This is a genomic window from Microcoleus sp. B13-B6 (assembly GCF_036705405.1).
In the GTDB taxonomy this organism is placed as follows: Bacteria; Cyanobacteriota; Cyanobacteriia; order Cyanobacteriales; family Microcoleaceae; genus Microcoleus.
The window spans coordinates 15,630-41,604 of record NZ_JAUBUJ010000042.1 but is presented as its reverse complement, the minus strand read 5'-3'; the positions used below and the strand labels follow the sequence as shown (position 1 = coordinate 41,604).

The window sequence follows — 25,975 nt, the reverse complement described above, 5'->3', positions numbered from 1 at the left end:
GGGGCGGGTTTATTATATTGTTCATTTCTGACAGAGATGGTTGGTAAAACCCGCCCCTACAGATTTGGCCAATAATTAATCACTATTGCAACGGCAAAAATACCGTCATCACCTCGCCCTTTTGGGGCCGCTGGCGAATTACCAACTTCCCGCCAGCAGCCCGAAATAAATTCTTAGTCACGCTCAAATTTAAACTCAAACTTCCCGTCTCCGGCTGCACCATCAACAAAGGCCCGATCGATCGCAAAGGAGCATTCGCCGCTTCTGCAAAAGTCGATGCGACATTACCTTCAGGTAAGTGTTCCGATTCCAACTGCAACTTTAACTGATCGCCCGCCAATGTCACCTCCACCTGAATGCGACTCCCCGAAGGCAAAGTTCGAGTAAAATTCTCAATCAAATTAGTTAAAACCTGATCCAGCATCGTCGGATCGCTGACTACCGCTGGCAACTTTTTCGGCACAATAACTTCCAAAGTGTGGTTTCGCACAGCCGCCTGTTTTTGCCAGCGGGGAATGCTATTTTGTAGCACTTCACCGAGGGACATTGCTGTTAGCTGCACGCCAGAATTTTTAGCTTGCGACATTTCCAATTCCACGGCGCGGAAAATTAAACCGAAGCGATCGATCTGAGCGGTACACTCAGCATCAATCATTTCCAAACGCTTGACCACCACCGCATCGAGTTTGGGACGTTTCAGCAACAATCGAGTCAGCGTGCGGATAGTAGCCAAAGGAGTGCGGACTTCGTGGGCGATCGCCTGTAGCAATTCCACCTCTTTAGTAGCCAGAGGCATTGGAGATTTGCAGTTGATATCTGTAGCCGATAACTTGTGATGTCTATGGTTCAAACCATCATCACTTCTTTCATCTTTTATCCTGCCTGCTTCATCTTTCCCAATCGGCAAATTATGCAACAGCAAGCGGCTGAACTGCATCACTGTTTGATAATGGGGCTCCACAGGCAAAAACTGCTGGAACAGCGCGTCTAATTTAGTAGAATTATTAGTTAATTTGCTAACCGGTAAATTGAAGCTACCGTCAGAATTGGCAAGCAAACATTCGCTTTCAGTCACCCGGCGCCGCAAAACCTCCCAAGCTTTGGCGACTACTTGCGGATCGAAAGAAAATAGAAAAGCCGGAATTCCCGCAGAATTTTCACCCAAAACCATCACCAGGCTAAAACTAGCAGTTAAAACCAAACAAAACTGCTCGTTGGCTAAGGGATCGCCACTTGCCAAAGCCAAAGCCGGGGCCGCCGCAGGCACTGATGTTTGCACATCAGCCGCCGGCATTAAAGCTAAAGTTTGTCTAGCCCGAAAAGACCACAAAGCTGCATCGTTGTCGGGAATACTGGTAAAAATCCAATTGGCAAAGCCGTTGGCCAAAGCGGGGTCAGTCAAAACCGAAGATGGGCCAGACAACACCAATCCCTGACAGGAATTGGGGATTGTCGATCGACCATTTGCTCGATCGGCATCTGTTTTTTGTCCTGCTTTTTGCCGATCGAGCATTTGATTCAAAGCTGCGATCGCCCCATACCATTCCTGTTCAGCTTTCAGCCGAGAAGCCCCACGGCTTACAGGACACCGATGGCGGTTGTTTTCTCCCGCCAACTTAGCATCAAAGAGACGGAGGTCATTTTCTTGGCCTTCGGAGGCTAAAATTTCGCTTATTGTCGGTAAAAAGTAAGTATTCACAGTTATAAACCCACCTTCGGAGGCATGAAGGGTGAAGTATTTATGTATAGGAAAGTTCAGGAGTTAGGAGTCAGTCGATTTTAGATTTTAGATTTTAGATTTTAGATTTACCCCACAGATAAATCTGGGAGATTGAACTAGGGTCTAAAATTTTTATCTTTCCACGACTTAAGTACGTGGCACGGTATCCGTTTTTGGGCTGGGTCAAGCACCAGCACGATCGAAAAATCCCGCATAATTTCTTGCGCCTTCCTCCTAACTCACAGGATATCCACATTTGTCAACTAACGATATTGGCAGAACCGTACCAATAAGTCGCAATCTCCGCGCTTGGGGCGATATTTTGGACGATCGCCCTGACAAAAGTGCAAAATGAAGTAAGTTAAACACCGTGCTTTCCTTATGCCCACCTCGATCGCCGACTCGAAAAATCTGCTGTCAGACTTAATGGCACGCTACCGCCACCAAGTCGATTATCTGGCAATTCGACTGGAAGAAGCCGAAGGCACCGACATCCTGCTGCGGGGCGAAAAAATTGAAACCCTCAGCGAAGGAGTCTCAATTGGCGGCCAAGTCAGGGCTTGTCACAAAGGCGGCTGGGGCTTTGCCAGTTTTAACCGACTTTCCACCCTCGCCGAAAGAATCGAAGAAGCCATCGCCGCGGCAAAACTGATCGGCGAAGAAGAAACGATCCTGGCGCCAGTTACGCCAGTACAAGACATTTGCTTGCTGCCGCTGACAGGAACAGACCCCCGTCTGGTTCCCCTAATTGACAAAAAGCAATTGTGCGATCGTTACGCGGCCATCCTCCGCAGCATTGACCCCCGCATCGCCACAATCTCCGTGCGCTACGGCGACAGCACCCAGCGCATCATCCTCGCCACCTCCGAAGGCACCATGCTAGAACAAGGTTGGGCAGACATGGAAATGCGCTTTGCCGCCACAGCCCGCAGCGGGGAAACCGTACAAACCGGCCGCGAAACTACTGGTTCCCGCAAAGCTTACGAAGATTTAACCGATCTTGATGTGCAAGTTCGCAGCGCCGCCCAGAGAGCCGTAGATTCCCTAGCCTTACCCCCCGTCCAAGGCAACACCTACACCGTCGTCATCGACCCGATTTTGACCGGATTATTCGTCCACGAAGCCTTCGGACACCTTTCCGAAGCCGACATGGCCTACGAAAATCCCGACATTTTGGAAATTATGACCCTCGGTCGCCAGTTCGGCCCCAAAAACTTGCAAATTTTCGACGGTGCAGCGCCAGAGGGACACCGGGGCAGCTATTTCTACGACGACGAAGGCACTCCGGCGACTACTACTCAGTTAATTAAAGACGGCGCTTTAGTCGGGCGACTGCACTCGCGGGAAACGGCGGGTAAATTGGGAGAAACGCCTACTGGTAATGCTCGCTGTTTGAATTATCATTATCCGCCGATCGTCCGCATGACGAATACTTGGATCGAACGAGGTGACACGCCAGTTGCAGACTTATTTTCTGGAATCAAAGAAGGGGTTTATGCGCGCAATTGGCAAGGCGGCACGACTAACTGCGAAATGTTTACTTTCAGTGCCGGCGAAGCTTGGATGATCCGCGACGGAAAACTAGACAATCCGGTGCGGGATGTTACTCTTTCGGGTAATGTTTTCAGCACTTTAGCTGATATTGAGGCGATCGGCGACGATTTCTACTGGGATGAATCCGGCGGCTGCGGCAAGGCAGGGCAAAGCGGTTTGCCCGTCGGCTGTGGCGGCCCGAGTTTGCGGATTCGCGATGTCGTTGTTGGTGGCGAAGCTGCTGAGGAGGATTGATATCAAGTCCGCTTAAATTCACATCAGGCATCATTCTTAGGAACAGGCTTTCCGGCTTGTTCCTAAGAAAATTAAATTTTCTGGTGGGGTGTCCCGCCCGCCCCAAAAATATAGAAATCTTAATCCTAGATTTTTGTTGGCATTCCGAGATTTAATTCTACATATCACTGACGTTATCTCGGCGAGAGCACCCCGGAGTCGGGGAGGAGTTACAGCGTTTTGATTTGCTACCGCTATCTTTAGCTAATAACAGTTTTTGAGATGTAGTAAACTGATTTTCCGATCTTAAACTGTTTTCTGGTTTTTGAGTAACAGCTATGGCGCTAGCCAATAGTGCGCTTAATAATGCCAATTGCTTCAGAGTATACATTGTGAAGTTTTAGCTCAAAGTTTCTTCTCCCCGATACAGACTTTTTTTTGCATATCCGGAACTAATGGCGGTTAATTTTTAGTTTGATAAATTCTGAATTCCTTCGTTAATATAAAAAAAGCAAAATTTACACAAGTAATAAGTCAGTAGATTTCGCTTTTTTTTTGCAAAAATAGCCATTTATTTGGGTTTATCTCCCGCCGCCTCGTGGTGGCGGGGTAGTTGGATCGTTGTTATCTGCGTAAAAGGTCTGAGTCTCGGCTACGGCGGTTAAAATTTCTGGAACACTGTTGTCTTGAGCAAAAAAGGTCGATCGAGTTTCTAAGCTTTGAGCATTAACTGCGCCAGCACTCAGTAACAGGCTTGACATCAGGATGGAAGAGTAAACGCGCATCATAAATTTTGGTGTTTGTATTTTCCCCTTCTTGATACGCAGTCTGTACTCTGCTATCAGGATAAAAAAATAATTGTGGCGAAGTCATCAATTAGTAAGTGACTGCACCTGCAATTTTTTTGATTTTTGGTTAAAAGCGGGTGAAATCCATCATCTAGCTCGCTTGTTCGCTGGTAATTTCTAGTTATCTGCTACTGGCGGGCCACCAGCAGAACTCAAGACCATGTTCAAAAAAATAATGCTACTCTTCTATGCCCGTATTCCCAACCCTGGTAGTTATAAATCATTCCCAAATCTAAAATCTAAAATCTAAAATCTAAAATGGTATCGCCCCTGGAATCCTTTTGAAACAGTCTTCCAAGAAAGAAACAAAAACCGCCAATTGTAAAGTTTTACTACTTTTATGATTAACTCGATAATTTATTGAGGTGAAGCGGCAACCCGGGGATTAAAGACACAACAGGAGAGTACCCAGGCGCGCCATCAGCACGTTACATATAAATATCTTGGTGAATGAGATTCCTTAAAGGGGGCAATGCCTAATTTTTCACATTAACTTCATAAATGGTTGCTATTGTATTTTTAAATAAATTGTGAACCTTTTATTTTTTCTGATCTTTTCTGATCTGGCTTTGTGACAAGAGCGCTGACGCGCCACTCCGAAAGAGGAGTCGAAAGCGGTTGGGGAAAAAAAGCCCGTTCACAAAATCGTGGAGTCAATCTCAAATCTCAACTCTCAAATCGAACTGCCGCGCAGGAATTAAAAAAACCAGGTTTTAAAACTGATATCGCCGAGTCAATCTCAAGTATCAAATCTCACAGCGACTGACTTGCACATCTACCTGCAGGAATAGCGAGTCGAGGGTTGACGAGTTGTCCAAAATAACGTCAGCTTGTTGACACTTTTGAGCTAGTGGCAACTGGGCGTTAATACGGGCATTAGCTCGATCGTAACTTAAGCCGTCTCGCTGCATTAGTCGTTCTAACTGCACTTCGGGTGAACAGTACACTACCCAAATTTCGGTACACAAGTCAGTCATGTTAGCTTCAAACAGCAGCGGCACTACCAAAACCAAAGTCAACGTGTCAGCCTTGGCACAGAAACCGGGTTTTTTTTCAACAATACTCGGTTCTAGCTTGTGGTCAAACAAGTCGGTTTCTTGAGTCTTTGTACTTAAATCCTGTGTCCCTTGGGATACCAAACTCGATGCAGCAATGCAGCTTTGAGTTTCCTCAACTAATCGGCGGCGCACGTAAGGGTGAATCTGTTGTTCCAACCACTGCCGCTCGTCTGCGTTACAAAAAATAATACTTCCCAACTCTGGCCGATTTAAATTGCCGTCCGGGAGCAAAATACCCGCGCCGTATCGTTTTACAATAGAGTCAAGTATTGGCGAACCGGGGTTCACAGCTTCGCGGGCGTAAATATCGCCATCTAAAATCGGAAATCCACAGGCATCTGCCAGATAATTAGATATAGCGGTTTTACCCGTGGCGATGCCCCCAGTTAAACCGATCCGACGGACAATTAGATCGCTCATAATTTTCTCTGTTTAAACTTCCTGTGTTTCGACACTTACTGTCAGTCTTTGCTATGTTGGTGACACAATCAAATTTAGACTTAAATTTTAAGATTTGCGATCGAGAGTTCGCGTTAAGAAGTGTCAGCATAGGGGTGCGATCGACTCTTTTTTACCTAAAATCTCAATTTTCAACTCGAATTAAGGTCTAGACCGAGGCAAACTTATGAATGCTCAACGTGCTGTGCGGTCGATTCTGGCAGCAATTCCCTTTGCTGGATTTTTGATATTAGATTTTTTCCCCAACCTGGTTTTCCTCAAAGAAAACAGCAGGGGATGGGTACTGGTGGCAATTTATCCCCAATCTCAAATTGCTGCAGCACAATCCATTACTCCAGCCCCAGACGGCACCGGAACCACTGTCACCGCCCCAGGTACAGGGTCGCCTCCTCGCTACGACATTAAAGGTGGCACTACCTCCAGAGACGGAGCAAATTTGTTCCACAGTTTTACTCGGTTTGGTCTGAATGCTGGCGAAACTGCCAATTTCATCTCCAACCCAAGCGTTAAAAATATCCTCGGCCGCGTTGTCGGGGGCGACGCTTCCTTAATTAACGGCCTAATTCAAGTTAGCGGCGGCAATTCTAATTTGTTGCTGATGAATCCCGCAGGCATTATCTTCGGAACAAATGCCCGACTCGACGTGTCCGGGTCTTTTTTGGCTACCACCGCTAGCGGTATCGGTTTTGACAACGGCTGGTTCAACGGTACTGGGGCGAACGACTTCGCGGCCCTCGTCGGAACGCCGAATGCTTTTGTTTTTGGCACACAGCCCGCGAGTATTGTCAATGCCGGTAACTTGGCTGTCGGCGCGGGGCAAAATTTGACTTTGCTGGGCGGTACGGTGATCAGTACGGGCCCACTTTCAGCCCCAGGCGGTCAAATTACTGTGGTGGCGGTTGGAGACAAAAATCTGGTGCGGTTGAGTCAAAACGGACTTTTGCTGAGTTTAGAAGTTTCTCCAGCAGCCGGAGTGTCGGGTTCCGAAGGTGTTCCCTTCTCTCCGCTGAGTTTACCTGGACTGCTTTCGGGCCCCGGCGTGGCTAACGCTACGGGTATAACTACGAACGCTCAAGGTGAAGTCGTGCTCACAGGCGGCCAAACAGTGCCTGCCGGTGCTGGAACTGCGCTGGTAGCGGGTTCTGCGGACGTGTCTGCCAGGGGGGGCGTCGGAGGCAGCGTCAACGTGTTGGGCGACAAGGTAGGGCTGTTTGGAGCGAAGATTGAGGCTTCGGGGCCGGACGGTGGCGGAACGGTGCGGATCGGGGGAGATTACCGAGGCGAGGGAACTGTGCCGAATGCCAGGATGACTTACGTGGATGGCAAAAGTTCGATCGCAGCCAACGCAACTGAATCAGGCAACGGCGGCCGAGTTTTGGTCTGGGCTGACAACACAACAGCATTTTTGGGCAGCATCAGCGCAAAGGGCGTTTCTGCAACGGGAACCGCAGGTGTTGGGGGGTTTGTGGAAGTTTCGGGCAAGCAAAGATTGATTTTTAACGGTAATGTTGATACCTCTGGGACAAACGGTTTGGGGACTTTGCTGTTAGATCCAGACAATATTTTCATTACAGATTCCCCAGAAGCTGCGGGCGATGCGGAAATAATTGCCAACAATAATATTTTGGCAACAGGAACGCTACCAGGACAGGAAAACAATTCTGAGCCTTCGCTGACAATTTCGGCTACAGCTTTGGAAAGTATGTCGGCTACGTCAAATGTGGTTCTCGAAGCCCTCAATGATATTACAATTGCTGATTTGGCGGACAATCAGTTGAGCTTTCAAGCAACTACTGGTTCGGTAACATTTAGAGCAGATGCCGATCGCAATGGTGCGGGTGCTTTTTCTATGAATGCGGCCGATACAATTAGCACCGGTGGCGGTGCGATCGCCCTGGAGGGAAGTCAAATTACTGCGGGCAATTTGTCAAGTAACGGCGGAAATATTAGTTTGATTAGTCCGGGTTCGACTGTTGCAAACAATATTTCTTCATCCAATCCCAGCACCGGCAGCAGCGGGAATATTGCGATCGAAGGCCTGAACGTAACGGCCCAAAAACTTGATGCCAGCGGCCCGGAAGCGGCGGGAAATGTAACTGTGACGGCTCGGAATGTTCTGGGGGTTAGCTCGATCGCAGCGGGTGCTGGAAACATTACTTTGACTGGTAATGAAATTAATTTCAAAGGCGACAAAAATTCAGTCAGCGGCACTGGCTTTTTGGTACTGCAACCTTGGAACCCCGGTCAAAATATTGCGATCGGCGGTTCTGGAGATGTCGGCACTAATATTTATTTGAATCTGACGGCAAACGACCTCGGAAGTTTGCAAAATGGATTTGCTGGAATTACGATCGGCCGCAGCAACGGTATCGGTTCAATTCTGATGGCCAACGATTTCACATTTTACGATCCGCTAATTATTCAATCGCCAGCGGGTTTGGGAACAATCACTACCACAAGTTCCCTGACAGGGGCCGACAATGCCTCAATTACTCTCAAAGCTGACGGCAATATCCGTACCGGAAATATCACTACCAACAATCAGGAAATTCGCATCGTCAGCACCGCAGGCAATGTCACAACCGGTCAGCTAGTTACTGGAACTGCGCGCACTATCAACACTTCTGTCAATTCTTCCCAAGATATACGCAATTCGGCGGGAGATGTTAGTGTTACCGCACAGGGCACGGTGACTGCTGGGGCGATCGACACGAGGGGCGATCGCGCGGGGAATGTGACGCTGACGGGACCTAATGGAGTCACTGCGGGCGCGATCGAAGCTGGCGGCTCGAAAAGACCGGGAAATATTACTTTAACCGGCAGCGAGATTGACTTGACGGGTGACAAAAATTCGATCGCCAGCAACGGCAATCTGGTGCTGCAACCGGCCGATCCCAGTCAAAATATTATAATTCAAGGTTCGGGCAGTACAGAAGCTCTGAACTTGACTGCTGCTGAATTGAACACTTTTCGGAATGGGTTTGCTTCGATCGCGATCGGACGTTCTGACGGTAGCGGTGCGATCTCGATTGGTTCTCCAGCGCCCAATTCAACGCCGAATTCCACGCCAGTAGCGGTGACATTTCAAGATCCGACGACGATTCAATCGCCGTCGGGCACCGGCGCGATCGTGGGAACGGGTGCGATCGTCGGCACTGATAACGCCACCATCTCTCTGATGGGCGGTACTGTAGCCGTCGGAGACGTTACCTCGACTGCGGGGATTAACATCACTAGCAGTCAAGGCAAGTTGACTGCTGGTACGGTTTCATCTCGCTCAACTTCCGGGGAGGCTGGCCCTATCAATATTCGCAGCGCCGGTGCGGTAGAAACCGGCAACATCGATGCTTTTGGTGCCAGAAGCGGCGGAAATATTTCGATTGCGGCGCCGGGCCGGATCGTTACAGGGGTGATCAATTCGAGTTCGCAGTCGGGAAGTGCGGGTTCGAGCCAAATTACCGGGCAGAAAGATGTTGAAGTTGTTTCGATCAAAGCTCGTGGCAATACGGGCGGCGATGTGGCAATCGAAGCTGGGGGAGCGTTTCTGGCTGCGGGAACAGGAACGGCTGCTGAACGCGCCGAGGTTAGCATTTCTACAGACGGGCTGGCTCGATCGGGTTCACAGACGCTGCTGCAAAGCACTTGCTCGTCGGGAACCTGCACGGCGGCGACTGTTGGGACGGGAAACTTGAAGTCGAACACTGCGACTTCCTCAACTGCGATCGGGCCGCTGGCGATCGTGCCGAGTCCGGCACCAACTACCACCGTGGAACTGAAAACTACAGCCAATTCTCAACAAATTGTGACTCAGGTGAGTCTCGGCCCCGCAGCGCAGGTGCCCAAGAGCACTAACGCAAATGTCTCGCCAGAAGCTGCTGCTGTCTCTTTTGAGGATCAGTCGAACGAGAATGCTGCCGGCTCGGTACTGCTGTCGCCGTCGGTGTTACAAGACAATTTAGGCGCGCCTGCGACGACAGAAAACGGCACCTTGCAGGCAACTTCACAGAAGTCGGCGAGTGCGGTAACAGCAGAAAGTATCGGGAATGTGAGGGTTCCTGAGATTTCTCGATCGAACTCGATCGCGCAAATAAATCCGATCGACGCAGTGCAGCAAAGGGATAGAACTCAGGGCCGGGAATTTGAACGTTACTTTGGGGGCACTGTCACTGAAAAGTCAGTCACGCAGCAAAGTATTCGAGATACTCTCAGCAGCGTCAATCAGTTGACTGGGGTTAAACCGGCCATCCTTTACGTGTGGGCGAAAGAAAAACATTTAGAACTTGTGTTGTTATTGCCAGACGGCAAAAATGTTTTTAAAAGCGTGCCTGCAAGCCGCGAGACAGTCTTGCAAGTTGCTAAAAAATTCACTAATGCTATCAGAAGTCCCAGGAGATTGAATACTGCTGACTACAAGCAACCTGCCGAGGAACTTTACCAGTGGTTAATTGCACCGCTGCAACCGGAATTGGAGGCTAACAAGATTGACACCTTGGTGTTTTCGATGGATGTCGGTTTGCGAACTTTGCCTTTGGCTGCTCTTTACGACGGCAAGCAGTTTTTGGTAGAAAAGTACAGTTTGGGCTTGATTCCGAGTTTGAGTTTAACTGATACTCGCTATGCCGATGTTAAGGGTTCTGAAGTGTTAGCGATGGGTGCGTCGAATTTTCCTGCCAAATACGATCAAAATCCTTTGCCTGCGGTGCCACTGGAAATATCGACAATTGTGGGCAAGATTTGGCCGGGTTCGTCTTTTCTCAATGAAGCTTTTACTTTGGCAAATTTGAAGCAGAAGCGCAATCAACCGCAATACAAAATTATTCATTTAGCTACTCACGGCGATTTTCAGCCTGGGGGAGCCCAAAATTCTTACATTCAGTTTTGGGATACTAAGTTGCGGTTGGATCAGTTGGATCAGTTGAAGTTATCTAACCCGCAGGTGGAGTTGTTGGTTTTGAGTGCGTGTACTACGGCGGTGGGGGACGAACAAGCTGAGTTGGGGTTTGCAGGGTTGGCGGTGCACGCGGGGGTAAAATCAGCTTTGGCGAGTTTGTGGTATGTCAGCGATGTTGCTACTTTGGGGCTGATGACTGAGTTTTACCAGGAGTTGCGTACAGCGCCGATTAAGGCTGAGGCTTTGCGGCAAGCGCAGTTGGCGATGTTGCGGGGAGAAGTGCGGTTGCAAGATGGTTATTTGGTACGATCGGGCAACAATCAAGCTCTGCCTTTGCCGTCGGAGTTGGCCACCAGGGGCGATCGAAATTTCTCGCATCCTTATTATTGGGCTGCTTTTACCATGATCGGTTCGCCTTGGTAATTCTGAAGGAAGAGGGTGCGATGCCCAAAAAACCGGGAGAGAACAAGTCGCAAAACTCGGAGGGTGGGAATACCTAAAAAAGTGCGGTCACTCACACTAGAGACCGCGACCTCAACATCCAAAACGGGATAAAATGGAACAATAAAATTTTAAAAAAAACTCGACTGCTAGCGCCAGAAATATTGAGCGTCTATAGCGGTTCTCAAAAAAGTGAGGTATGCCCACGGAGGCCTATGCCCTATGCCCTATGCCCTATGCCCTATGCCCTATGCCCATGAGTACCTCATATGAGAGCTCGAAAGGCTATACAAGTCTTTACTAAAAACTTTTAGCCCCGATAAATTATGATAATTCAATCAAAAAGTTTCGATTACCCAACAACAATCGCTCTTGGTTATCAAGCCATAACGCTCGGCGGTGAGAATAAACTCATTGGGAGCCACGCTTTCTCCGTTTTTCTCTACCATTCTTAACAAAATTTCCTAATGATCTAATGATGGGTTAGAGATAATAAAGCCAATCTTTTGGGAGTAGAGACAAAAACGATTGGTTTCTAACGCACGGCTGATTTTGGAAATCAAGTGCGTCTCACCACGTTGTCTAATTATATGAGTTCGCCATCATCTAGACGATAAACATGAACACAGTTGCGACCTTTGCCTTTGGCTACATAACAAGCTGCATCAGCCGCCCCCATAACCTCCATCAAATCTTGGCTGGTTTGGTTAATTGCAACAACTCCAATACTGACTCCTATGATAAAGGTTTTGCTATCCCAAATAAACCGAAACTGATGCACTATGTCTTTGAGCTTTTCCGCAATCTGAGTTGCTTTAGAGAGGGGACATTTAGTAAGCAAAAGACCAAATTCATCACCTCCCAAGCGAGCCAGTGTGTCATTAGCGCGGACTCCCTTTTGTAAAAGTCTAGTGATTTGGCGCAGTAGCTCATCGCCAGCAATATGACCTGCGGTATCGTTAACGACTTTGAACTTATCTAAATCTAAATAACAGAGAACGTGCTGCTGATTGCTATCTTGAACAGAGGCGATCGCCTCAATTAGTCGCTGCTCAAATCCTCGACGGTTGATTAAACCCGTCAGAGCATCGTGATTGGCTTCCCAAGAGAGTTGACGAGCAATATTGCGCGATTCGGTAACATCATGAAAGACGATGACTGCCCCGATAATTTGACCTTGGCAGTCTCGAATGGGTGCTGCTGAGTGTTCAATGGCATACTCAGTCCCATCGCGCGCAATGAGTATAGTATGGTTAGCTAACCCCACAATTCGCTTCTCCAATAGAGCCTTGTCGATCGGATTCTCTAATGGCTTTCGCGTTACTTCATTGACAATTTCAAAGACTGTAGACAGGGGGAGTCCCTTAGCCTCATGAGCCTTCCAGCCTGTCAGTTGCTCAGCGATAGGATTGAAAAATCGCACATTACCTTGAGCATTGGTAGTAATAACTGCATCACCAATCGATTGGAGAGTCACTTGAGCGAGTTCTTTTTCGGCAAAGAGGGATGCTTCGAGACGTTGGCGTTCTTCCATTTCTCTCAAGAGACGTAAATTCTGCTCTTGGAGGCTTTGTTGCAACCGTCGAATGGTTAGGTGAGTTTCGACACGAGCTAATACTTCTTCGACATGAAACGGCTTAGCAATATAATCTACGCCACCAACAGCCAGCCCCTGAACCTTATTGAAAGTTTCATTGAGAACACTCAAAAAAATTATCGGAATGCCTGCGGTTTGCTCGTCAGATTTTAATTTTTTACAAACTTCATAGCCATCAAAATCGGGCAATTTAATGTCGAGTAAAATTAGTTCCGTCCCTGGCGATTGGGCGGCTCGGATCGCCATTGCGCCTGTTGTGGCACAGCGAACTTTATAACCCTGTGCGATCAAAGTACGGCTCAGAAGACGCAAGTTATCAGGCAGATCGTCAACAATTAAAATATTGCCGCGGTAGTTGGTATGTGGCTCGCTAACTCTATCGCTAGTTCTATCGAGAATCCTACTCCTTTCCATAGTTTGTTGCCAGAGGACTATAAGCCTATGAATAAGAGTATAGTTGAATTATTAGGTTATAAACTCACTTTACGCAGCCAGAAGTCCTGCGATCGCAGAGTTCGAGGAGTGGCACGCTGGCACAGCCCATACAAAATCTGACTTGTGGAGGTAGGGAGAATCCCCCCGTGGTTGCCCTTCTTTGTTTTGGCTAACATTAAAAGGACATTTTTTTAACGCAATCTGCTGTATGAACAAGCACATTTCTGAAAGGGCAAGTCTACTCGTCATTGCGATCGGAGGTCTCGTGCTGCTAGATTGGCAATTTGACATCTCCCTACTCAAAAGTGGTTTTCCCGGTAAGACTTCGATGATGAAGCGGGCAATGGCAGAACTCAATCGCTAAGCACTTCAGCACTCATGAATAATGCAGGTTAGGTATGATTACACAATTTTTTGAAAGTGGAGGATTCATTCCTCATGGTCACTGCTATCTCTGGCAAACAAACTTAGTAGGATTACATATTTTATCCGATGGTTTAATTGCTTTAGCTTACTACTCCATCCCAATCATGCTAATCTACTTTGTTCGACAGCGCCCCGATACTCCTTTTCCGAAAGTATTATTTCTGTTTAGCGCCTTCATAATTGCCTGTGGTACAACTCATATCATGGAAATTTGGACGCTTTGGTTTCCTACTTATTGGGTTTATGGAGGACTTAAAGCTATTACTGCTCTGATTTCTGTATATACTGCATCTGAGCTAGTATTTTTAATTCCATCAGCCTTAGCTTTACCTAGTCCAGCTCAACTTATTGTGGCGATTCAAGCCTTAGAGAAGGAGATCGATGAGCGCAAGTGGGCTGAAAACGAACGCAAACAAATTGAGGTGGCTTTACGAAACAGTGAAGAGCAGTTTCGCAATGCCTTTGAAAATGCGTCCATTGGAAAGGCGATCGTTGCACTTGATGGGTACTGGGTTAAAGTAAATCCTGCCTTATGTCAGATTCTGGGCTACTCCTCAGAAGAGTTGTTAGCGTTAACTTTCCAAGACATTACCCATCCTGACGATTTAGACCTGGATCTTAGCTATGTACATCAGCTATTAGCAGGGATCATTTCAACTTACCAAATGGAAAAACGCTATTTCCATAAACAAGGACATATAATTTGGATTCTTCTTAATGGCTCGCTAGTACAAGATGAACAGGGAAATCCACTGCATTTTATTGCTCAGATCCAAGAAATTACCGCTAAAAAAGAAGCTCAAAAGGCGCTTGAGCTTCAGAGTCTTATTATCCATAACATGGCAGGTGGAGTGTGTTTAGTTAAAGCCTCAGACCTCACGATCGTCTACACCAATCCTAAATTTGACGCTATGTTTGGCTATGCAGAGGGTGAACTCGCCGGTCAACCCGTTGGTGTAATAAATTACGTCGATACAGAGGTTACACCCGACGAAACCGTTGAAGATGTTGTTGTTAAACTCGCTCGGGACGGAGAAGCACAATATGAAGTCCACAATAAGAAAAAAGATGGAACTCTCTTTTGGTGCAGGGTTCATACGTCTAGGTTTGAGCATCCTGAATATGGAACTGTATATGTTGCCGTTCAGGAGGATGTGACAGAGCTAAAACAAGCTGAGCAAGCCTTGCAATCTACCACAAATCGCCTCAACTTTCTCCTGAACTACAGCCCCGTCGTTATTTTTGGCTGTCAACCTTATGGCAATTATGCAGCAACGTTCATGAGCGAAAATATCAAAGATGTATTGGGCTATGAAAGGATTGATTTTTTAGAAGATTCTGACTTTTGGGTGCATAACTTACACCCAGATGATTTAGAACGAGTGGTTAATGGCTTAGACAATCTATTCGTCAATGATTTTTATTTCCATGAATACCGTCTTCGTCGCTCAGATGGGGTTTATCGCTGGATACTCTGTCAACTCAGACTAATTCGAGATCCTGCAGGTAGACCAGTGGAAATGTTGGGATATTTAATTGACATTAACGATCGCAAACAAGCCGAGTTGGAACTTCAGCAAGCTAAGGAAGGAGCAGAAACAGCAAACCGAGCCAAAAGTATGTTCCTGTCCAATATGAGCCACGAACTCCGTACTCCTCTCAATGCTATTTTGGGATTTACGCAATTGATGAGTTACGATCCTGTTCTGACTCCCGAACTCCAAGAAGATCTGGCGATCGTCAATCGTAGCGGCACACATTTATTGGCATTGATTAACGACATTTTAGATTTATCTAAAATAGAGACCGGAAAGATGACACTCTCTCTTTCTGACTTTGACCTAAAATCTTTGCTGATTTCTCTTGAAGAAATGTTGCAAATTAAAGCCAAATCGAAAGGATTGAAACTAATTTTCGATATCGACCCCAATCTTCCCCAATTTGTGCATACCGATGAGCACAAACTGTATCAAGTCTTAGTCAATCTGCTCGGTAATGGGATTAAGTTTACTAATAAAGGAAGCGTCACCTTACGAGTAAGATCGGAACAGAGCGACCAAACGTCCTGTCACCTATATTTTGAAATTGAGGATACTGGAGTGGGAATTGCTCCAACAGAAATTGAGAGTTTATTTAAGGCGTTCGTGCAAGCTGAAGCGGGGAATAAATTGAATCAAGGTACTGGTCTAGGTTTAGCTATCAGCCAAAGATTTGTCCAACTCATGGGTAGTCAGATTCGGGTTCAAAGCACATTGAATCAGGGCAGCATTTTTTACTTTGAACTTGGGGTAAAGTTACCTCAAGCAGTCTGCCTTGCCTCAGAATTGCTTAAACAAAGAGTAATTGGTATAGTTCCAGGACAACCAACTTACCGCATCCTTGTGGTTGAAGATATAGACGAAAATCGCCGCTTATTGGTCAAACTTCTTACCTCAGTCGGTTTTGAGGTGCGCGAAGCAACACAGGGAGTTGAAGCACTATTCCTGTGGGAAAGTTGGTCCCCACACCTGATTTGGATGGATCTACGAATGCCGATCATGGATGGCTACACAGCTACCAAACGCATTAGAGAACACTCTCAGGGACAAGAGACTGTCATTATTGCTTTAACTGCCAGTGCTTTTGAAGAAGATCGAGAGAAAGCTCTTATGGCTGGTTGTGACGACTTTATGAGCAAGCCATTTCAGGAATGCCTCGTCTTTGACAAACTCGCTCAATACTTGGGAGTAGAGTACATCTACACAGTTGTAGGAAAAGATCCCCAAAAACTATCTGTTGATTCTTTATCTCCAGAAGATCTAGCCGTGATGTCCTCTCAGTGGTTAGAAGAAATGTATCAAGCTGCCTACTATGTTGATCCTGAAGCCATGAACGAGCTAATCCAACAAATTCCCGCATCTAAATCAACCCTTTCCAGTTCGCTAATTGATTCTGTCAATAACTTTAACTATGACCAAATTGTGGAGTTAATTCGACCTCTGCTCCCGAATCCAGTTTAGCGATATAGTTTAAGGACAAAGAAGCTATAGCCTTTCTCAGTAACATGAGGTGTACGCTTGATAAGCGGGCATTGGGCATTGGGCATTGGGCATTGGGCATTGGGCATATCTCACTTTATTGAGAACTGTTGTATAGCGATCTAAGAACTGGCTAGGGAGTATCTCAATGAAAGCAGCCAAGCTAGAAATTGGATTTTTGAGGCTCTATTGCTGCGAGGAAAGAGTCAGAAGGAAGGAGCCAGAAGAAGTGTTTTTACAGATATGAGATGCTCCCCTCCCGATCCAAGTCGCTCTGACTTGCATTCCTCACGAAGAAATGGTAACGGTTATTTTATTTATTGAAGATGATATAATAAGTCAAAATTGAATTCTGCTAATTCCAAATTTTTTGCAAATTGAGAACAAATCCCGGTAAAACATTTTCCCCAGAAAGGGTGAGAGGAGATTGTAAAACTTCCACATCTTGACCGGGGCGATAAATTTCAACTTCGCGTTTTTTGCGGTTAATCAGCCAACCCAAACGGCAGCCATTTTCCATATACTCTTGCATTTTTTCCTGAGTCTTTTTTAAGCTGTCCGTTGGGGAGAGAATTTCCACAGCAAAATCGGGACAAAGCGGGATAAATTTTTCTCTTTGTTGAGGTGTCAAAGCTTCCCAGCGAGATTTCTCTACCCAAGACGCATCGGGAGAGCGATCGGCTTTATTGGGCAGAGTAAATCCTGTTGAGGAATCAAAGGCTTCACCGAGTTGGGTTTGTTCGTTCCAAAGTCCAATCTGTAAGTTGAATTTTGAGTTGCTTCTTCCCGTTTCTCCTCCGGTTGGCGGCATGACAATTAATTCTCCGTTGGCGTTGCGTTCGAGTTTCAAGTCTGGGTTTTCTTCGCACAGTTGATAAAACTGTTCTGAAGTTAGTTTAATCAGGGAGTTGAGGTTTAAGGTGATAGCAGTCATTGTTATTTACCTGCTGTTTTTATGAACTTGATTAAGAATTAAAAATGGGATTAGTCATTTTTAATTCTTAATTCTTAACTTCTAATTTTACTGCAATTGCTTGATTCTGTTGAGCGCGTCTTGATAGGCGCTGGTTCTGCCGCCTTGTTTGTAAAGTTCTGCTGCTTTTTGAAAGTCGGCAATTGCCTTCGGTTGGTTTTTTTGATCTAGGTAGGCTAGAGCCCTGTTGTAGTAGGCGTCAGCAAAGCCGGGATTGGCTTCGATCGCCCGCGTGTAAGCCAGAATCGGGTTAGTGCGTGTATCGGGAGTGCTGGCGATGGTGATGGCATTACCAATATTGAAATGCAATTCCGGTGTGTTGTTAGGTTTGAAAGAGAGTGCTTTGTTGAAAGCCTCGATCGCCTCGAAAGTAGATCCCTCATCTAAGTACACCAGTCCTCGAAAATAAAAGGCCTCAGCGTCTTTTGGGTTGAGGGTGGATAGGGGAACTGCGGTGGGGGGAGAATTGTCTACTTTCAAATCGGATTTGTTCATTCCCGCCGCCGCCAGTTTCGCCATAAAAGTATTGATCGGAACTGCTGCATTAAATCCCGTTTTAATCGGGGCGACTTCGCCGGAGCTCGTTTGGGCGAAACCGAATTCGCCTTGTCCGTGCAAGCCGATGACTCGGCCTTCGGAGTCAAAAACTGGGCCGCCACTCATGCCACTCCAGGTTACGGCCTGATACCGCAAAGTGTAACCTTCCGGGCGGTTGCTGGGGCGGCTGGTAACGAGTCCGGGAGAGAGTTCTGGTTCTCGTTGGGCGCCAAAAAGTCCGCCCGTAGCGGGGTAGCCGTAAACGAAGATTTGAGTGCCGATGACGGCTGTGTCGGAATCTGCGATCGTCGCCACTGGATATTCTTCGGGGCTTTCAAATTTGACTACGGCTAAATCCGCCTCTGTTTCGGCTGTTTGCAGCCCGGTGACAGAGGTTGCTTGATAGTTTTTGCCTGTGGAGGTGCGGACTGTGTATTTGAGATCGGGTTTTTCGACGACGTGGTTGACTGTTAAAACTGTGTAAGTTTTGCCGTTTTTGGCAATAATTACGCCAGAACCGTCTCCTAGGGAACTGTTAATTTGTACTGTCAGCGGCCCGGCAATGTTGGCGACTTGTTGGGGAGTTTTGGCGATCGCACTTTGGCTGATGATTATGGTTAGGGCAGCCGTAGTTCCTGCTAGCAAGGTGGTTAAGGTGTCGAAACGGGAAAAATTTACGTTCATGGTAGTTGCTGATTATATTAATTAGCCTAGTTGGAAATTCAAACATCAAAATGAATAGCTTCATTTTGATGTTTGAACTCTTAAAGGCTAAGTTTATTGCAACTGTTTGATTCTGTTAATTGCGTCTTGATAGGCGCTGGTTCTTCCGCCTTGCTTGTAAAGTTCTGCTGCTTTTTGAAAGTCGGCAATTGCTTTCGGTTGGTCTTGGTTGTCCAGGTAAGCTAAAGCTCGGTTGTAGTAAGCGTCGGCAAAACCGGGATTGGCTTCGATCGCCCGCGTGTATGCTTGAATAGCAGTGGAACCGCGTGTGGGACCGAGTTGGGGCACGCTGGCGGTCATGAAAGTGCGGGCATTACCGATATTAAAATACAATTCAGGGGTATATTTGGGCTTGAAAGCGAGTGCTCTGTTGAAATCGGCGATCGCCTCCCAAGCATCTCCTTGATCTAACAGCGAAAGTCCTCGAAAATAATAGGCTTGGGCATCTTGCGGATTGGCGGTGGATACCGGGCCACTGGTTGGGGGAGTATTGTCTACTTTCAACTCGGATTTGTTGATTCCCGCCGCCACTAGCTTGGCGATAAATGTATTGATGGGAACTGCTGCATTAAATCCGGTTTTAATCGGGGCGACTTCGCCGGAACTCGTTTGGGCGAAACCAAATTCGCCTTGTCCGTGTAAACCGATAACTCGGCCTTCGGAGTCAAAAACTGGGCCGCCACTCATGCCGCTCCAGGTTACGGCCTGATACCGCAAAGTGTAACCTTCCGGGCGGTTGCTGGGGCGGCTGGTAACGAGTCCCGGAGAGAGTTCTGGTTCTCGTTCGGCGCCAAAAAGTCCGCCCGTAGCGGGATAGCCGTAAACGAAGATTTGACTGCCGATGACGGCTTGATCGGAATCTGCGATCGTCGCGACTGGATATTCTTCGGGGCTTTCAAATTTGACTACGGCTAAATCCGGGTCAGTTTCGGCGGTTTGCAAACGGGTGACGGAGGTTGCTTGATAGTTTTTGCCTTGAGACGTGCGAACGGTGTATTTCACATCTGCTTTTTCTACGACGTGGTTGACTGTTAAAACTGTGTAAGTTTTGCCGTTTTTGGCAATAATTACGCCAGAACCGTCTCCGAGGGAACTGTTAATTTGTACTGTCAGCGGCCCGGCAATGCTGGCGACTTCTTGGGGGGTTTTGGCGATCGCGGGCTGACTGATGACTATGGTTAAGGCTGCGGTAGTTCCTGCTAGCAGGGTGGTTAAGGTGTCGTAACGAGAAAAATTTATATTCATGGCTATTGCTAATTAGTAGCTGGGTAGCGGGATTTGGTGGAGGAAGGGCGATCGGCGGTTTGTGCTTTTTTTCTGTGTAGTTTTATTACTGATTTGACGCAAAGGATCTCGGCTTTGTTCTTTAGTGATAATTTTACTCGCTTTTTTGTTCCTCGATTCCCTTTTTCACTCTAGGGTGCTTATGGGCGCACCTTACTTAATCTCGATGAAGGCTGCCCAACTTACTTATTAAAACTAAACAATACATGACTCTAACTCGGTGCTTAATTCTTCCTTAGTCATCGTTCCCCGCGCGACTCGCATGACTAAATCATATACTCCATCGTCCGTCAAATTCAGAGTGCAACCATTTAAACGCAAAAAGGTATCTGTCACTGCAAAAGCCGTTCGTTTATTGCCGTCAATAAAGGGATGATTCATCGCTATGTGATAGAGATAGGCGGCCGCTTGTTCGCTAATTGTTGGATGCAAAAAATACCCGCCAAAAGTTGCTGGCGGTTGAGCCAAAGCCGACTCTAACAAACCTTCGTCTCTGACGCCTGGAGTGCCGCCAAATCTCTCTATCTGTCTGGCGTGGATACTTAAAACCATACTTTTGCTGACAAAATTAGGAGTTGGCAAGGCGACGGTAAACCTCCTTTCTTTCGCGTTCTGAATCTAGATATGCCTGCCATGCTTTGGCTTCTAGTTTTTGTTGTTCTTCTTCACTCTTTAAGGAACGGACAAATTCAAGCACTTTCAGCAGCAAGGGTTCTGATACTTGGTCGAGTTCTTGAAGAAGTTGGTCTTTTGCGGTCATGTTTCTTTCCTCCTAATGATCGTACAACTATTTTACAACCTCGCTTGTGTCCATTCAACGATCGCCTCAGTCAATCCATCTAAGGTATATTCTTTGGCTTCAACGTCTAACTTACCCAATAAATTTTGGCAGCTTTTGGAAGTTTCCGGCCCGATGGATGCGATACAAACGCTTTCTAACCAATCGTTAGACAGGGACAATCCTGGGCTTTTTTCTAGGAGGTGACAAAAGTTATGCACAGTTTTGGAACTGGCAAATGTTATGATATTTACGGCTTGATTTTGGAGTGCGGATAGGGCGATCGGATCGATTGTTTCTGGACAGCAAGATTGGTAAGCTGGCACTTCTATTACTTGCGCTCCTTTGGCGGTGAATTCTTTAACTAAAACTTCTCTGCCGCCGCTTTCTACTCTGGGAAATAGGATTTTGCAGTTTGTAGGGGCGGTGCCCCCGTGCCCGCCCTGCCAGGGGAAGTTCTCGACGAGGGAATCGGCGACAAAGTTGGGGGGAATAAAGTCTGGTTGTAGAGAGTGCGATCGCAAACTTTCTGCTGTTTTTTTGCCGACAACTGCGATTTTAATGCCAAACAAGCTGCGGGCGTCTTTGCCTTTTGCTTGTAATCGTTGAAAAAAGCAGTCTACAGCGTTGTGGGAAGTGAGAATTAACCAGTGAAAGCTTGACAATTGTGCGATCGCACTGTCTAATGGTTCCCAAGTGGACGGTGGCCCAATTACCAAGGCGGGCATTTCGATAACGCGGGCTCCTTGTTGCTGGAGTCGATCGCTAAATTCAGCCGACTGAGAAACCGATCGCGTGACTAAAATGGTTTTTCCTGCTAATGGCAATTTGCTGTTATTAATGGTGACTGGTGTATCGATCATATTTGTGCTTTCTGGCTGGATTAAATATTCGCGCAATCTAACTACTTCCCCAATTACGATCACGCAAGGCGATAGAGATTGACCGGCTGTTTGGTGTACAATGTTGGAGAGAGTGCCGAGCCAAATTTGCTGTTCGGGGCGGCCGCAATCTCGGATAATGGCGATCGGAGTGTCGGTAGATCGTCCGTGCTTTTGCAATTGCCAAATTATCTCGCTTAAATTGCGCCCTCCCATCAATATTACCAAAGTTTCTATCTGCACTAATGCTTCCCATTCCAAAGCATCCGGTTCATGGGCGCTCATCACTGCAAAACAGCGACTCATCACCGGATCTGTGAGGGGAATTCCTGCTAGTAAAGGTGCGGCTAATGCGGAGGATATTCCGGGTATTACTTCAAACTCGCAGCCCGCTGTTTTTAATGCTTGAATTTCGGAACTAGAACGACCAAAAATAAACGGATCGCCACTTTTTAAGCGGATCACTTGTTTTCCTAGTTGGCAATTTTTTACCAGCAAACGGTTAATTTCTTGCTGCTGGGTGGAAGGTTTGCCGCCGCGTTTCCCGACTTCGATTTTTCGACAAGTTGCTGGGATTAATTCGAGTTGCGGGATGTCGATGAGAGCATCGTAAATTAAAACTTCTGCTTGGGATAGCAGTTTGTGCGATCGCACCGTCATCAAGTTACAATCTCCGGGCCCCGCACCGACTAGATAAACTTTCCCTTTGTGGTTTTTCACAATTCCTCCTCCATAGTATAATTTAAGGAAGAAGGAAGAAGGAAGAAGGAACAATGAGCAATTATGAAATAACAAATAACCAATGCCCAATGCCCAATGCCCAATGCCCAATCCCCAACGCCCATTCCTTAACCAGAAATCCTATATTTATGCAGATTATCATCATCACGGCCGCCGATGCAAATTACTTTGAATTGGTGCAAGGTACTATTTTATCGGTGCGGGAAAAACCAGAGGGTGAAAATGTGGCGATCGGCTTTTTCGATCTCGGCTGCACTCCCGAACAGTTGCAGTGGCTGGAAACACAAGTTAATATCATTAAAAAGCCCGATTGGGACTTTGACTTTCCTGGCAGAAATGAATCTCCCGAACATTTAAAAGGACTATTAGTTAGACCTTGTTTGCGAAAATACTTTCCCAATTTTGATATATACCTTTGGATAGATGCAGATGCTTGGGTGCAAGATTGGTCAAGTGTCGAACTGTTAGTTAAAGGCGCGGCAAAACGCGGGCTGGCAATAGTTCACGAATTAGATCGAAATTATAATTTACCTTACGGCAAACAGGCTTGGTACTGGCAATTTGTTTACCGCGATTATCAAGCAGTTTGTGGAGATGAAGTAGCCCAGCAGTTATACAGCTACCCTACCATCAATGCCGGGGTGTTTGCCCTGCACACAACCGCGCCGCACTGGGAAATTTGGGCAGAATACTTGGAACAGGGATTGCAAAATTCCGTTTTAATGACCGATCAAGTAGCATTAAATCGGTTAGTTTACGCTACTGAAATGTTCGACAAAACAGAGATACTTCCAGCTCGCTGCAACTGGAGCTGCAACTTTGGTTTGCCGATTTGGGACAAGCAAAAAGCCTGTTTTGTGGAGCCGTACTTGCCGCAGGAAAAAATTGGTATCCTGCACCTGACTGGATACAAACACGATCGAGTTAAACTAACCGCAACAGACGGAGATACAGTAGAAATTAGCCTCCGCTACCAACCCATTAAAGCGAAAAAAATGACAGCACAAGGACACTCGCAAATCGCCAATAATACTTTATTGCCTACTGGAGATTACGTCTCGCCCGGATTGAAAGTTATTCTCCCAGATGCGTACTTTCCAAACATGATTGTTGGGGATACTCAGACTTCTTCGTGGCCTTATTTGCGCCGGGAAATCAAGCACAATTGGTATGTCGATCGCCGTGCTAATTCAGTCGGATTTCTCAGCCGCGACGAAGCACACATTCTTTACAATACAGCCCTGCAATTCAAAGGTAAAAAAGCCTTAGAAATCGGCTGCTGGCTGGGTTGGTCTGCTTGTCATTTAGCACTCGCCGGAGTTGAATTAGATGTTGTCGATCCGCTGTTAGAAAGAGAAGACATCAGACAAAGCGTCATCGCTTCAATTCAAGGTGCTCTCAATGCGTCGGGAGTTCAAACGACCGTCGAGCTAATACCGGGCTACAGCCCCCAAAGAGTAGAAGAATTTTCCGATCAATTCAACCGCAAATGGTCGTTAATTTTTATTGACGGAGAGCACGGAGGTGATGGGCCGTTAAATGATGCCATTGCGTGTGAAAAATTGGCTGAGGAAGATGCAATAATTTTATTTCACGACTTAACCGCTCCAGATGTTGGTAAAGGTTTAGATTACTTGAAGCAAAGGGGATGGCAAACAGTAGTATATCAAACAATGCAAATTATGGGGGCTGCTTGGCGGGGCAATGTCGAGCCAGTAAAACATCAACCCGACCCTAATATTTCCTGGCCGTTGCCAGCACATTTGCACGGCTACAATATTAGCAGTTTAGAGGCCATTCATTCTCAAACAAGCCGCCAAACCAATCACAACCAACAGTCATCTTATACAAGAAATTTTTACCAATTAATCGGAGAAGGAACTCGCACTTCTGCTAGAGAAATTATTCCCCTGCTGTTAGACTTGCTGCAACCCACTTTACCTAAAAGTGTGGTGGATGTGGGCTGCGGTACGGGAAGCTGGTTAGCGGCATTTCAGAAGTTGGGAATTGCTGATTGTTTGGGAATAGATGGCGATTATGTCGATCGCACTCTTTTAGAAATTCCTTTAAATCAGTTCCAATCCGCCGATTTAAAGCAACCGCTGCAAATAAACAGAAAGTTTGACTTAGCAATTTCCCTAGAAGTTGCGGAACATTTGCCGGCTACCTGTGCCGAAAACTTTGTTAATTCTCTCACTCAACTAGCGCCGGTGATTCTGTTTTCGGCTGCGATACCATTTCAAGGCGGTGTCGAACACGTTAACGAACAGTGGCCACAATATTGGGCTTATTACTTTCAGCAAAATGGTTTTGCAGTCATTGATTGCTTGAGAAAAAAAATCTGGAACAATGAAAAAGTAGAGCCTTGGTACGCTCAGAATATCTTAATTTTTGTCAAACAAGAATACTTATCGAAATATCCCAGGTTAGTAAATAAGTATCAAAATACCGATTTAAATCTATTAGCGATTGTTCATCCAAAGATTTATTTTTACGGCTTACAAGCGGCTCGAAATTCTAGCGAAAATTCACAGTCAAACCCTCCTGAAAGCGTCCAGCAAATTGCGGCTTCGCCACAGCTTGAAAGTCAACCTTTGATATCTGTGATTATTCCCTGTTACAATCAAGCTCATTTTTTGTCGCAAGCAGTAACTAGCGTTATCAATCAAACTTACAAAAATTGGGAAATAATCATTGTCAATGATGGCAGCTTAGATACTACTAGCACAGCAGCCAAAAATTTGATAGCAGCAAATCCCCAGCATCAAATTAGGCTAATAGAACAACCTAATCAAGGGATATCAATGGCTAGAAATACTGCCATATCGGCAGCAAACGGCGAATACATAATTCCCTTAGATGCCGATGATATTTTAGCTCCAAATGCCTTGATTTGTCTTTTAGAAATATGTCTAAAATCAAAAGTACCTTGCATAGCATTTGGTTCTTATCAACTTTTTGGCACTGAAAATCGCACCGTACCCAGTTATGATTTATATTCACCAAAAAAGATCAAACAATCTAATATGATTTGCACGTCTTCATTGTATCACAAATCAGTTTGGAATTTGGTCAACGGTTACAAAGCAGAGATGAAAGAAGGTTATGAGGATTGGGAATTTTGGGTTAATTGTCACAAACATAGCATTCCTTTTTTAGGAACGAGAGAAATAGTTCTTAATTATCGTCGCGTTCATGGTACTAGGAATGAAACTGCTCAAAGTTACCATCATAAATTGGTAGCACAAATTGTTTCTTACAATCCAGAACTATACGATATTGAAAGTGTAAACAGTGCTAACAAACTATTGAAATCAATCGGAAATTAATCTTCTTTCTAAGGACTAAAGTCTTTACTACGAACAATTTTCCGAAAATTTGTAGTCAGGAGTTTAGTGT

The 25,975-nt window shown here is 46.2% G+C and carries 16 protein-coding genes; 5 read left to right on the top strand and 11 right to left on the bottom strand.

The genetic code is table 11. The features are described from left to right. Positions 1-82: 82 nt before the first annotated feature. Positions 83-1,699, bottom strand: a complete 1,617-nt coding sequence (locus tag QUB35_RS19430; protein ID WP_333143415.1) for a HAMP domain-containing sensor histidine kinase — start codon at positions 1,697-1,699, stop codon at positions 83-85. Between the two features lie 402 nt (positions 1,700-2,101). On the opposite strand from QUB35_RS19430, the gene QUB35_RS19425 reads away from it, so the two are divergent. Continuing rightward, entirely contained in the window at positions 2,102-3,508 is a 1,407-nt protein-coding gene (locus QUB35_RS19425) for a TldD/PmbA family protein (protein ID WP_333143414.1), read from the top strand. Between the two features lie 560 nt (positions 3,509-4,068). Here the strand turns inward: QUB35_RS19425 and patX are convergent. Next, positions 4,069-4,275 (bottom strand): heterocyst-inhibiting protein PatX, encoded by a 207-nt coding sequence (patX, locus tag QUB35_RS19420; protein WP_333143413.1) that lies wholly within the window; start codon positions 4,273-4,275, stop codon positions 4,069-4,071. Between the two features lie 806 nt (positions 4,276-5,081). Then, positions 5,082-5,813: a dephospho-CoA kinase gene (gene coaE / locus QUB35_RS19415; protein WP_333143412.1), complete on the bottom strand. Its 732-nt coding sequence runs from the start codon at positions 5,811-5,813 to the stop codon at positions 5,082-5,084. Positions 5,814-6,018: 205 nt separating this feature from the next. Here coaE and QUB35_RS19410 point away from each other — a divergent pair, with 205 nt between their 5' ends. Then, complete coding sequence (locus QUB35_RS19410; RefSeq protein WP_333143411.1) at positions 6,019-11,166, top strand: CHAT domain-containing protein; 5,148 nt, start codon at positions 6,019-6,021, stop codon at positions 11,164-11,166. A gap of 604 nt (positions 11,167-11,770) precedes the next feature. On the opposite strand, the gene QUB35_RS19405 is transcribed toward QUB35_RS19410, so the two are convergent. Both QUB35_RS19405 and QUB35_RS19400 read right to left on the bottom strand, forming a co-directional pair. Continuing rightward, the gene (locus tag QUB35_RS19405) at positions 11,771-13,195 is read right to left on the bottom strand and encodes a diguanylate cyclase domain-containing protein (protein ID WP_333143410.1); all 1,425 of its coding nucleotides are present in this window, start codon (positions 13,193-13,195) and stop codon (positions 11,771-11,773) included. Positions 13,196-13,251: 56 nt separating this feature from the next. After that, positions 13,252-13,392 carry a hypothetical protein gene (locus QUB35_RS19400; protein WP_333143409.1) on the bottom strand — a complete coding sequence of 47 codons (141 nt, stop codon included), beginning with the start codon at positions 13,390-13,392 and terminating at the stop codon, positions 13,252-13,254. A 32-nt stretch (positions 13,393-13,424) separates the two neighbouring features. On the opposite strand from QUB35_RS19400, the gene QUB35_RS19395 reads away from it, so the two are divergent. Further along, a complete protein-coding gene (locus tag QUB35_RS19395) occupies positions 13,425-13,580 on the top strand; it encodes a hypothetical protein (protein WP_333143408.1) in 156 nt (51 codons plus the stop codon). Positions 13,581-13,614: 34 nt separating this feature from the next. Then, on the top strand, positions 13,615-16,641 hold the full coding sequence (locus QUB35_RS19390; RefSeq protein ID WP_333143407.1) for a PAS domain S-box protein: 3,027 nt from the start codon (positions 13,615-13,617) through the stop codon (positions 16,639-16,641). A 373-nt stretch (positions 16,642-17,014) separates the two neighbouring features. Here QUB35_RS19390 and QUB35_RS19385 read toward each other — a convergent pair whose 3' ends face one another. The 6 genes from QUB35_RS19385 to cobA form a co-directional block, all read right to left on the bottom strand. Next, positions 17,015-17,593 (bottom strand): Uma2 family endonuclease, encoded by a 579-nt coding sequence (locus QUB35_RS19385; RefSeq protein ID WP_333106196.1) that lies wholly within the window; start codon positions 17,591-17,593, stop codon positions 17,015-17,017. Between the two features lie 87 nt (positions 17,594-17,680). After that, entirely contained in the window at positions 17,681-18,853 is a 1,173-nt protein-coding gene (locus QUB35_RS19380) for a tetratricopeptide repeat-containing serine protease family protein (protein ID WP_333143406.1), read from the bottom strand. Positions 18,854-18,946: 93 nt separating this feature from the next. Further along, complete coding sequence (locus tag QUB35_RS19375; protein WP_333143405.1) at positions 18,947-20,137, bottom strand: tetratricopeptide repeat-containing serine protease family protein; 1,191 nt, start codon at positions 20,135-20,137, stop codon at positions 18,947-18,949. A 234-nt stretch (positions 20,138-20,371) separates the two neighbouring features. After that, positions 20,372-20,728: a type II toxin-antitoxin system death-on-curing family toxin gene (locus QUB35_RS19370; RefSeq protein ID WP_333143404.1), complete on the bottom strand. Its 357-nt coding sequence runs from the start codon at positions 20,726-20,728 to the stop codon at positions 20,372-20,374. 16 nt (positions 20,729-20,744) lie between these two features. Continuing rightward, the gene (locus tag QUB35_RS19365) at positions 20,745-20,936 is read right to left on the bottom strand and encodes a DUF2281 domain-containing protein (protein WP_333143403.1); all 192 of its coding nucleotides are present in this window, start codon (positions 20,934-20,936) and stop codon (positions 20,745-20,747) included. Positions 20,937-20,968: 32 nt separating this feature from the next. Continuing rightward, on the bottom strand, positions 20,969-22,555 hold the full coding sequence (gene cobA, locus QUB35_RS19360) for a uroporphyrinogen-III C-methyltransferase (protein WP_333143402.1): 1,587 nt from the start codon (positions 22,553-22,555) through the stop codon (positions 20,969-20,971). 53 nt (positions 22,556-22,608) lie between these two features. On the opposite strand from cobA, the gene QUB35_RS19355 reads away from it, so the two are divergent. After that, positions 22,609-25,905, top strand: a complete 3,297-nt coding sequence (locus tag QUB35_RS19355; protein ID WP_333143401.1) for a glycosyltransferase — start codon at positions 22,609-22,611, stop codon at positions 25,903-25,905. The last annotated feature ends 70 nt before the right edge of the window (positions 25,906-25,975 follow it).

Bases quoted from the DNA above. Each gene is read 5' to 3' on its own strand.
- QUB35_RS19425 (WP_333143414.1), top strand. From the start codon at position 2,102: ATGCCCACCTCGATCGCCGACTCGAAAAATCTGCTGTCAGACTTAATG.
- patX (WP_333143413.1), bottom strand. From the start codon at position 4,275: ATGATGCGCGTTTACTCTTCCATCCTGATGTCAAGCCTGTTACTGAGT.
- coaE (WP_333143412.1), bottom strand. From the start codon at position 5,813: ATGAGCGATCTAATTGTCCGTCGGATCGGTTTAACTGGGGGCATCGCC.
- QUB35_RS19410 (WP_333143411.1), top strand. From the start codon at position 6,019: ATGAATGCTCAACGTGCTGTGCGGTCGATTCTGGCAGCAATTCCCTTT.
- QUB35_RS19405 (WP_333143410.1), bottom strand. From the start codon at position 13,195: ATGGAAAGGAGTAGGATTCTCGATAGAACTAGCGATAGAGTTAGCGAG.
- QUB35_RS19400 (WP_333143409.1), bottom strand. From the start codon at position 13,392: ATGTTAGCCAAAACAAAGAAGGGCAACCACGGGGGGATTCTCCCTACC.
- QUB35_RS19395 (WP_333143408.1), top strand. From the start codon at position 13,425: ATGAACAAGCACATTTCTGAAAGGGCAAGTCTACTCGTCATTGCGATC.
- QUB35_RS19390 (WP_333143407.1), top strand. From the start codon at position 13,615: ATGATTACACAATTTTTTGAAAGTGGAGGATTCATTCCTCATGGTCAC.
- QUB35_RS19385 (WP_333106196.1), bottom strand. From the start codon at position 17,593: ATGACTGCTATCACCTTAAACCTCAACTCCCTGATTAAACTAACTTCA.
- QUB35_RS19380 (WP_333143406.1), bottom strand. From the start codon at position 18,853: ATGAACGTAAATTTTTCCCGTTTCGACACCTTAACCACCTTGCTAGCA.
- QUB35_RS19375 (WP_333143405.1), bottom strand. From the start codon at position 20,137: ATGAATATAAATTTTTCTCGTTACGACACCTTAACCACCCTGCTAGCA.
- QUB35_RS19370 (WP_333143404.1), bottom strand. From the start codon at position 20,728: ATGGTTTTAAGTATCCACGCCAGACAGATAGAGAGATTTGGCGGCACT.
- QUB35_RS19365 (WP_333143403.1), bottom strand. From the start codon at position 20,936: ATGACCGCAAAAGACCAACTTCTTCAAGAACTCGACCAAGTATCAGAA.
- QUB35_RS19355 (WP_333143401.1), top strand. From the start codon at position 22,609: ATGAGCAATTATGAAATAACAAATAACCAATGCCCAATGCCCAATGCC.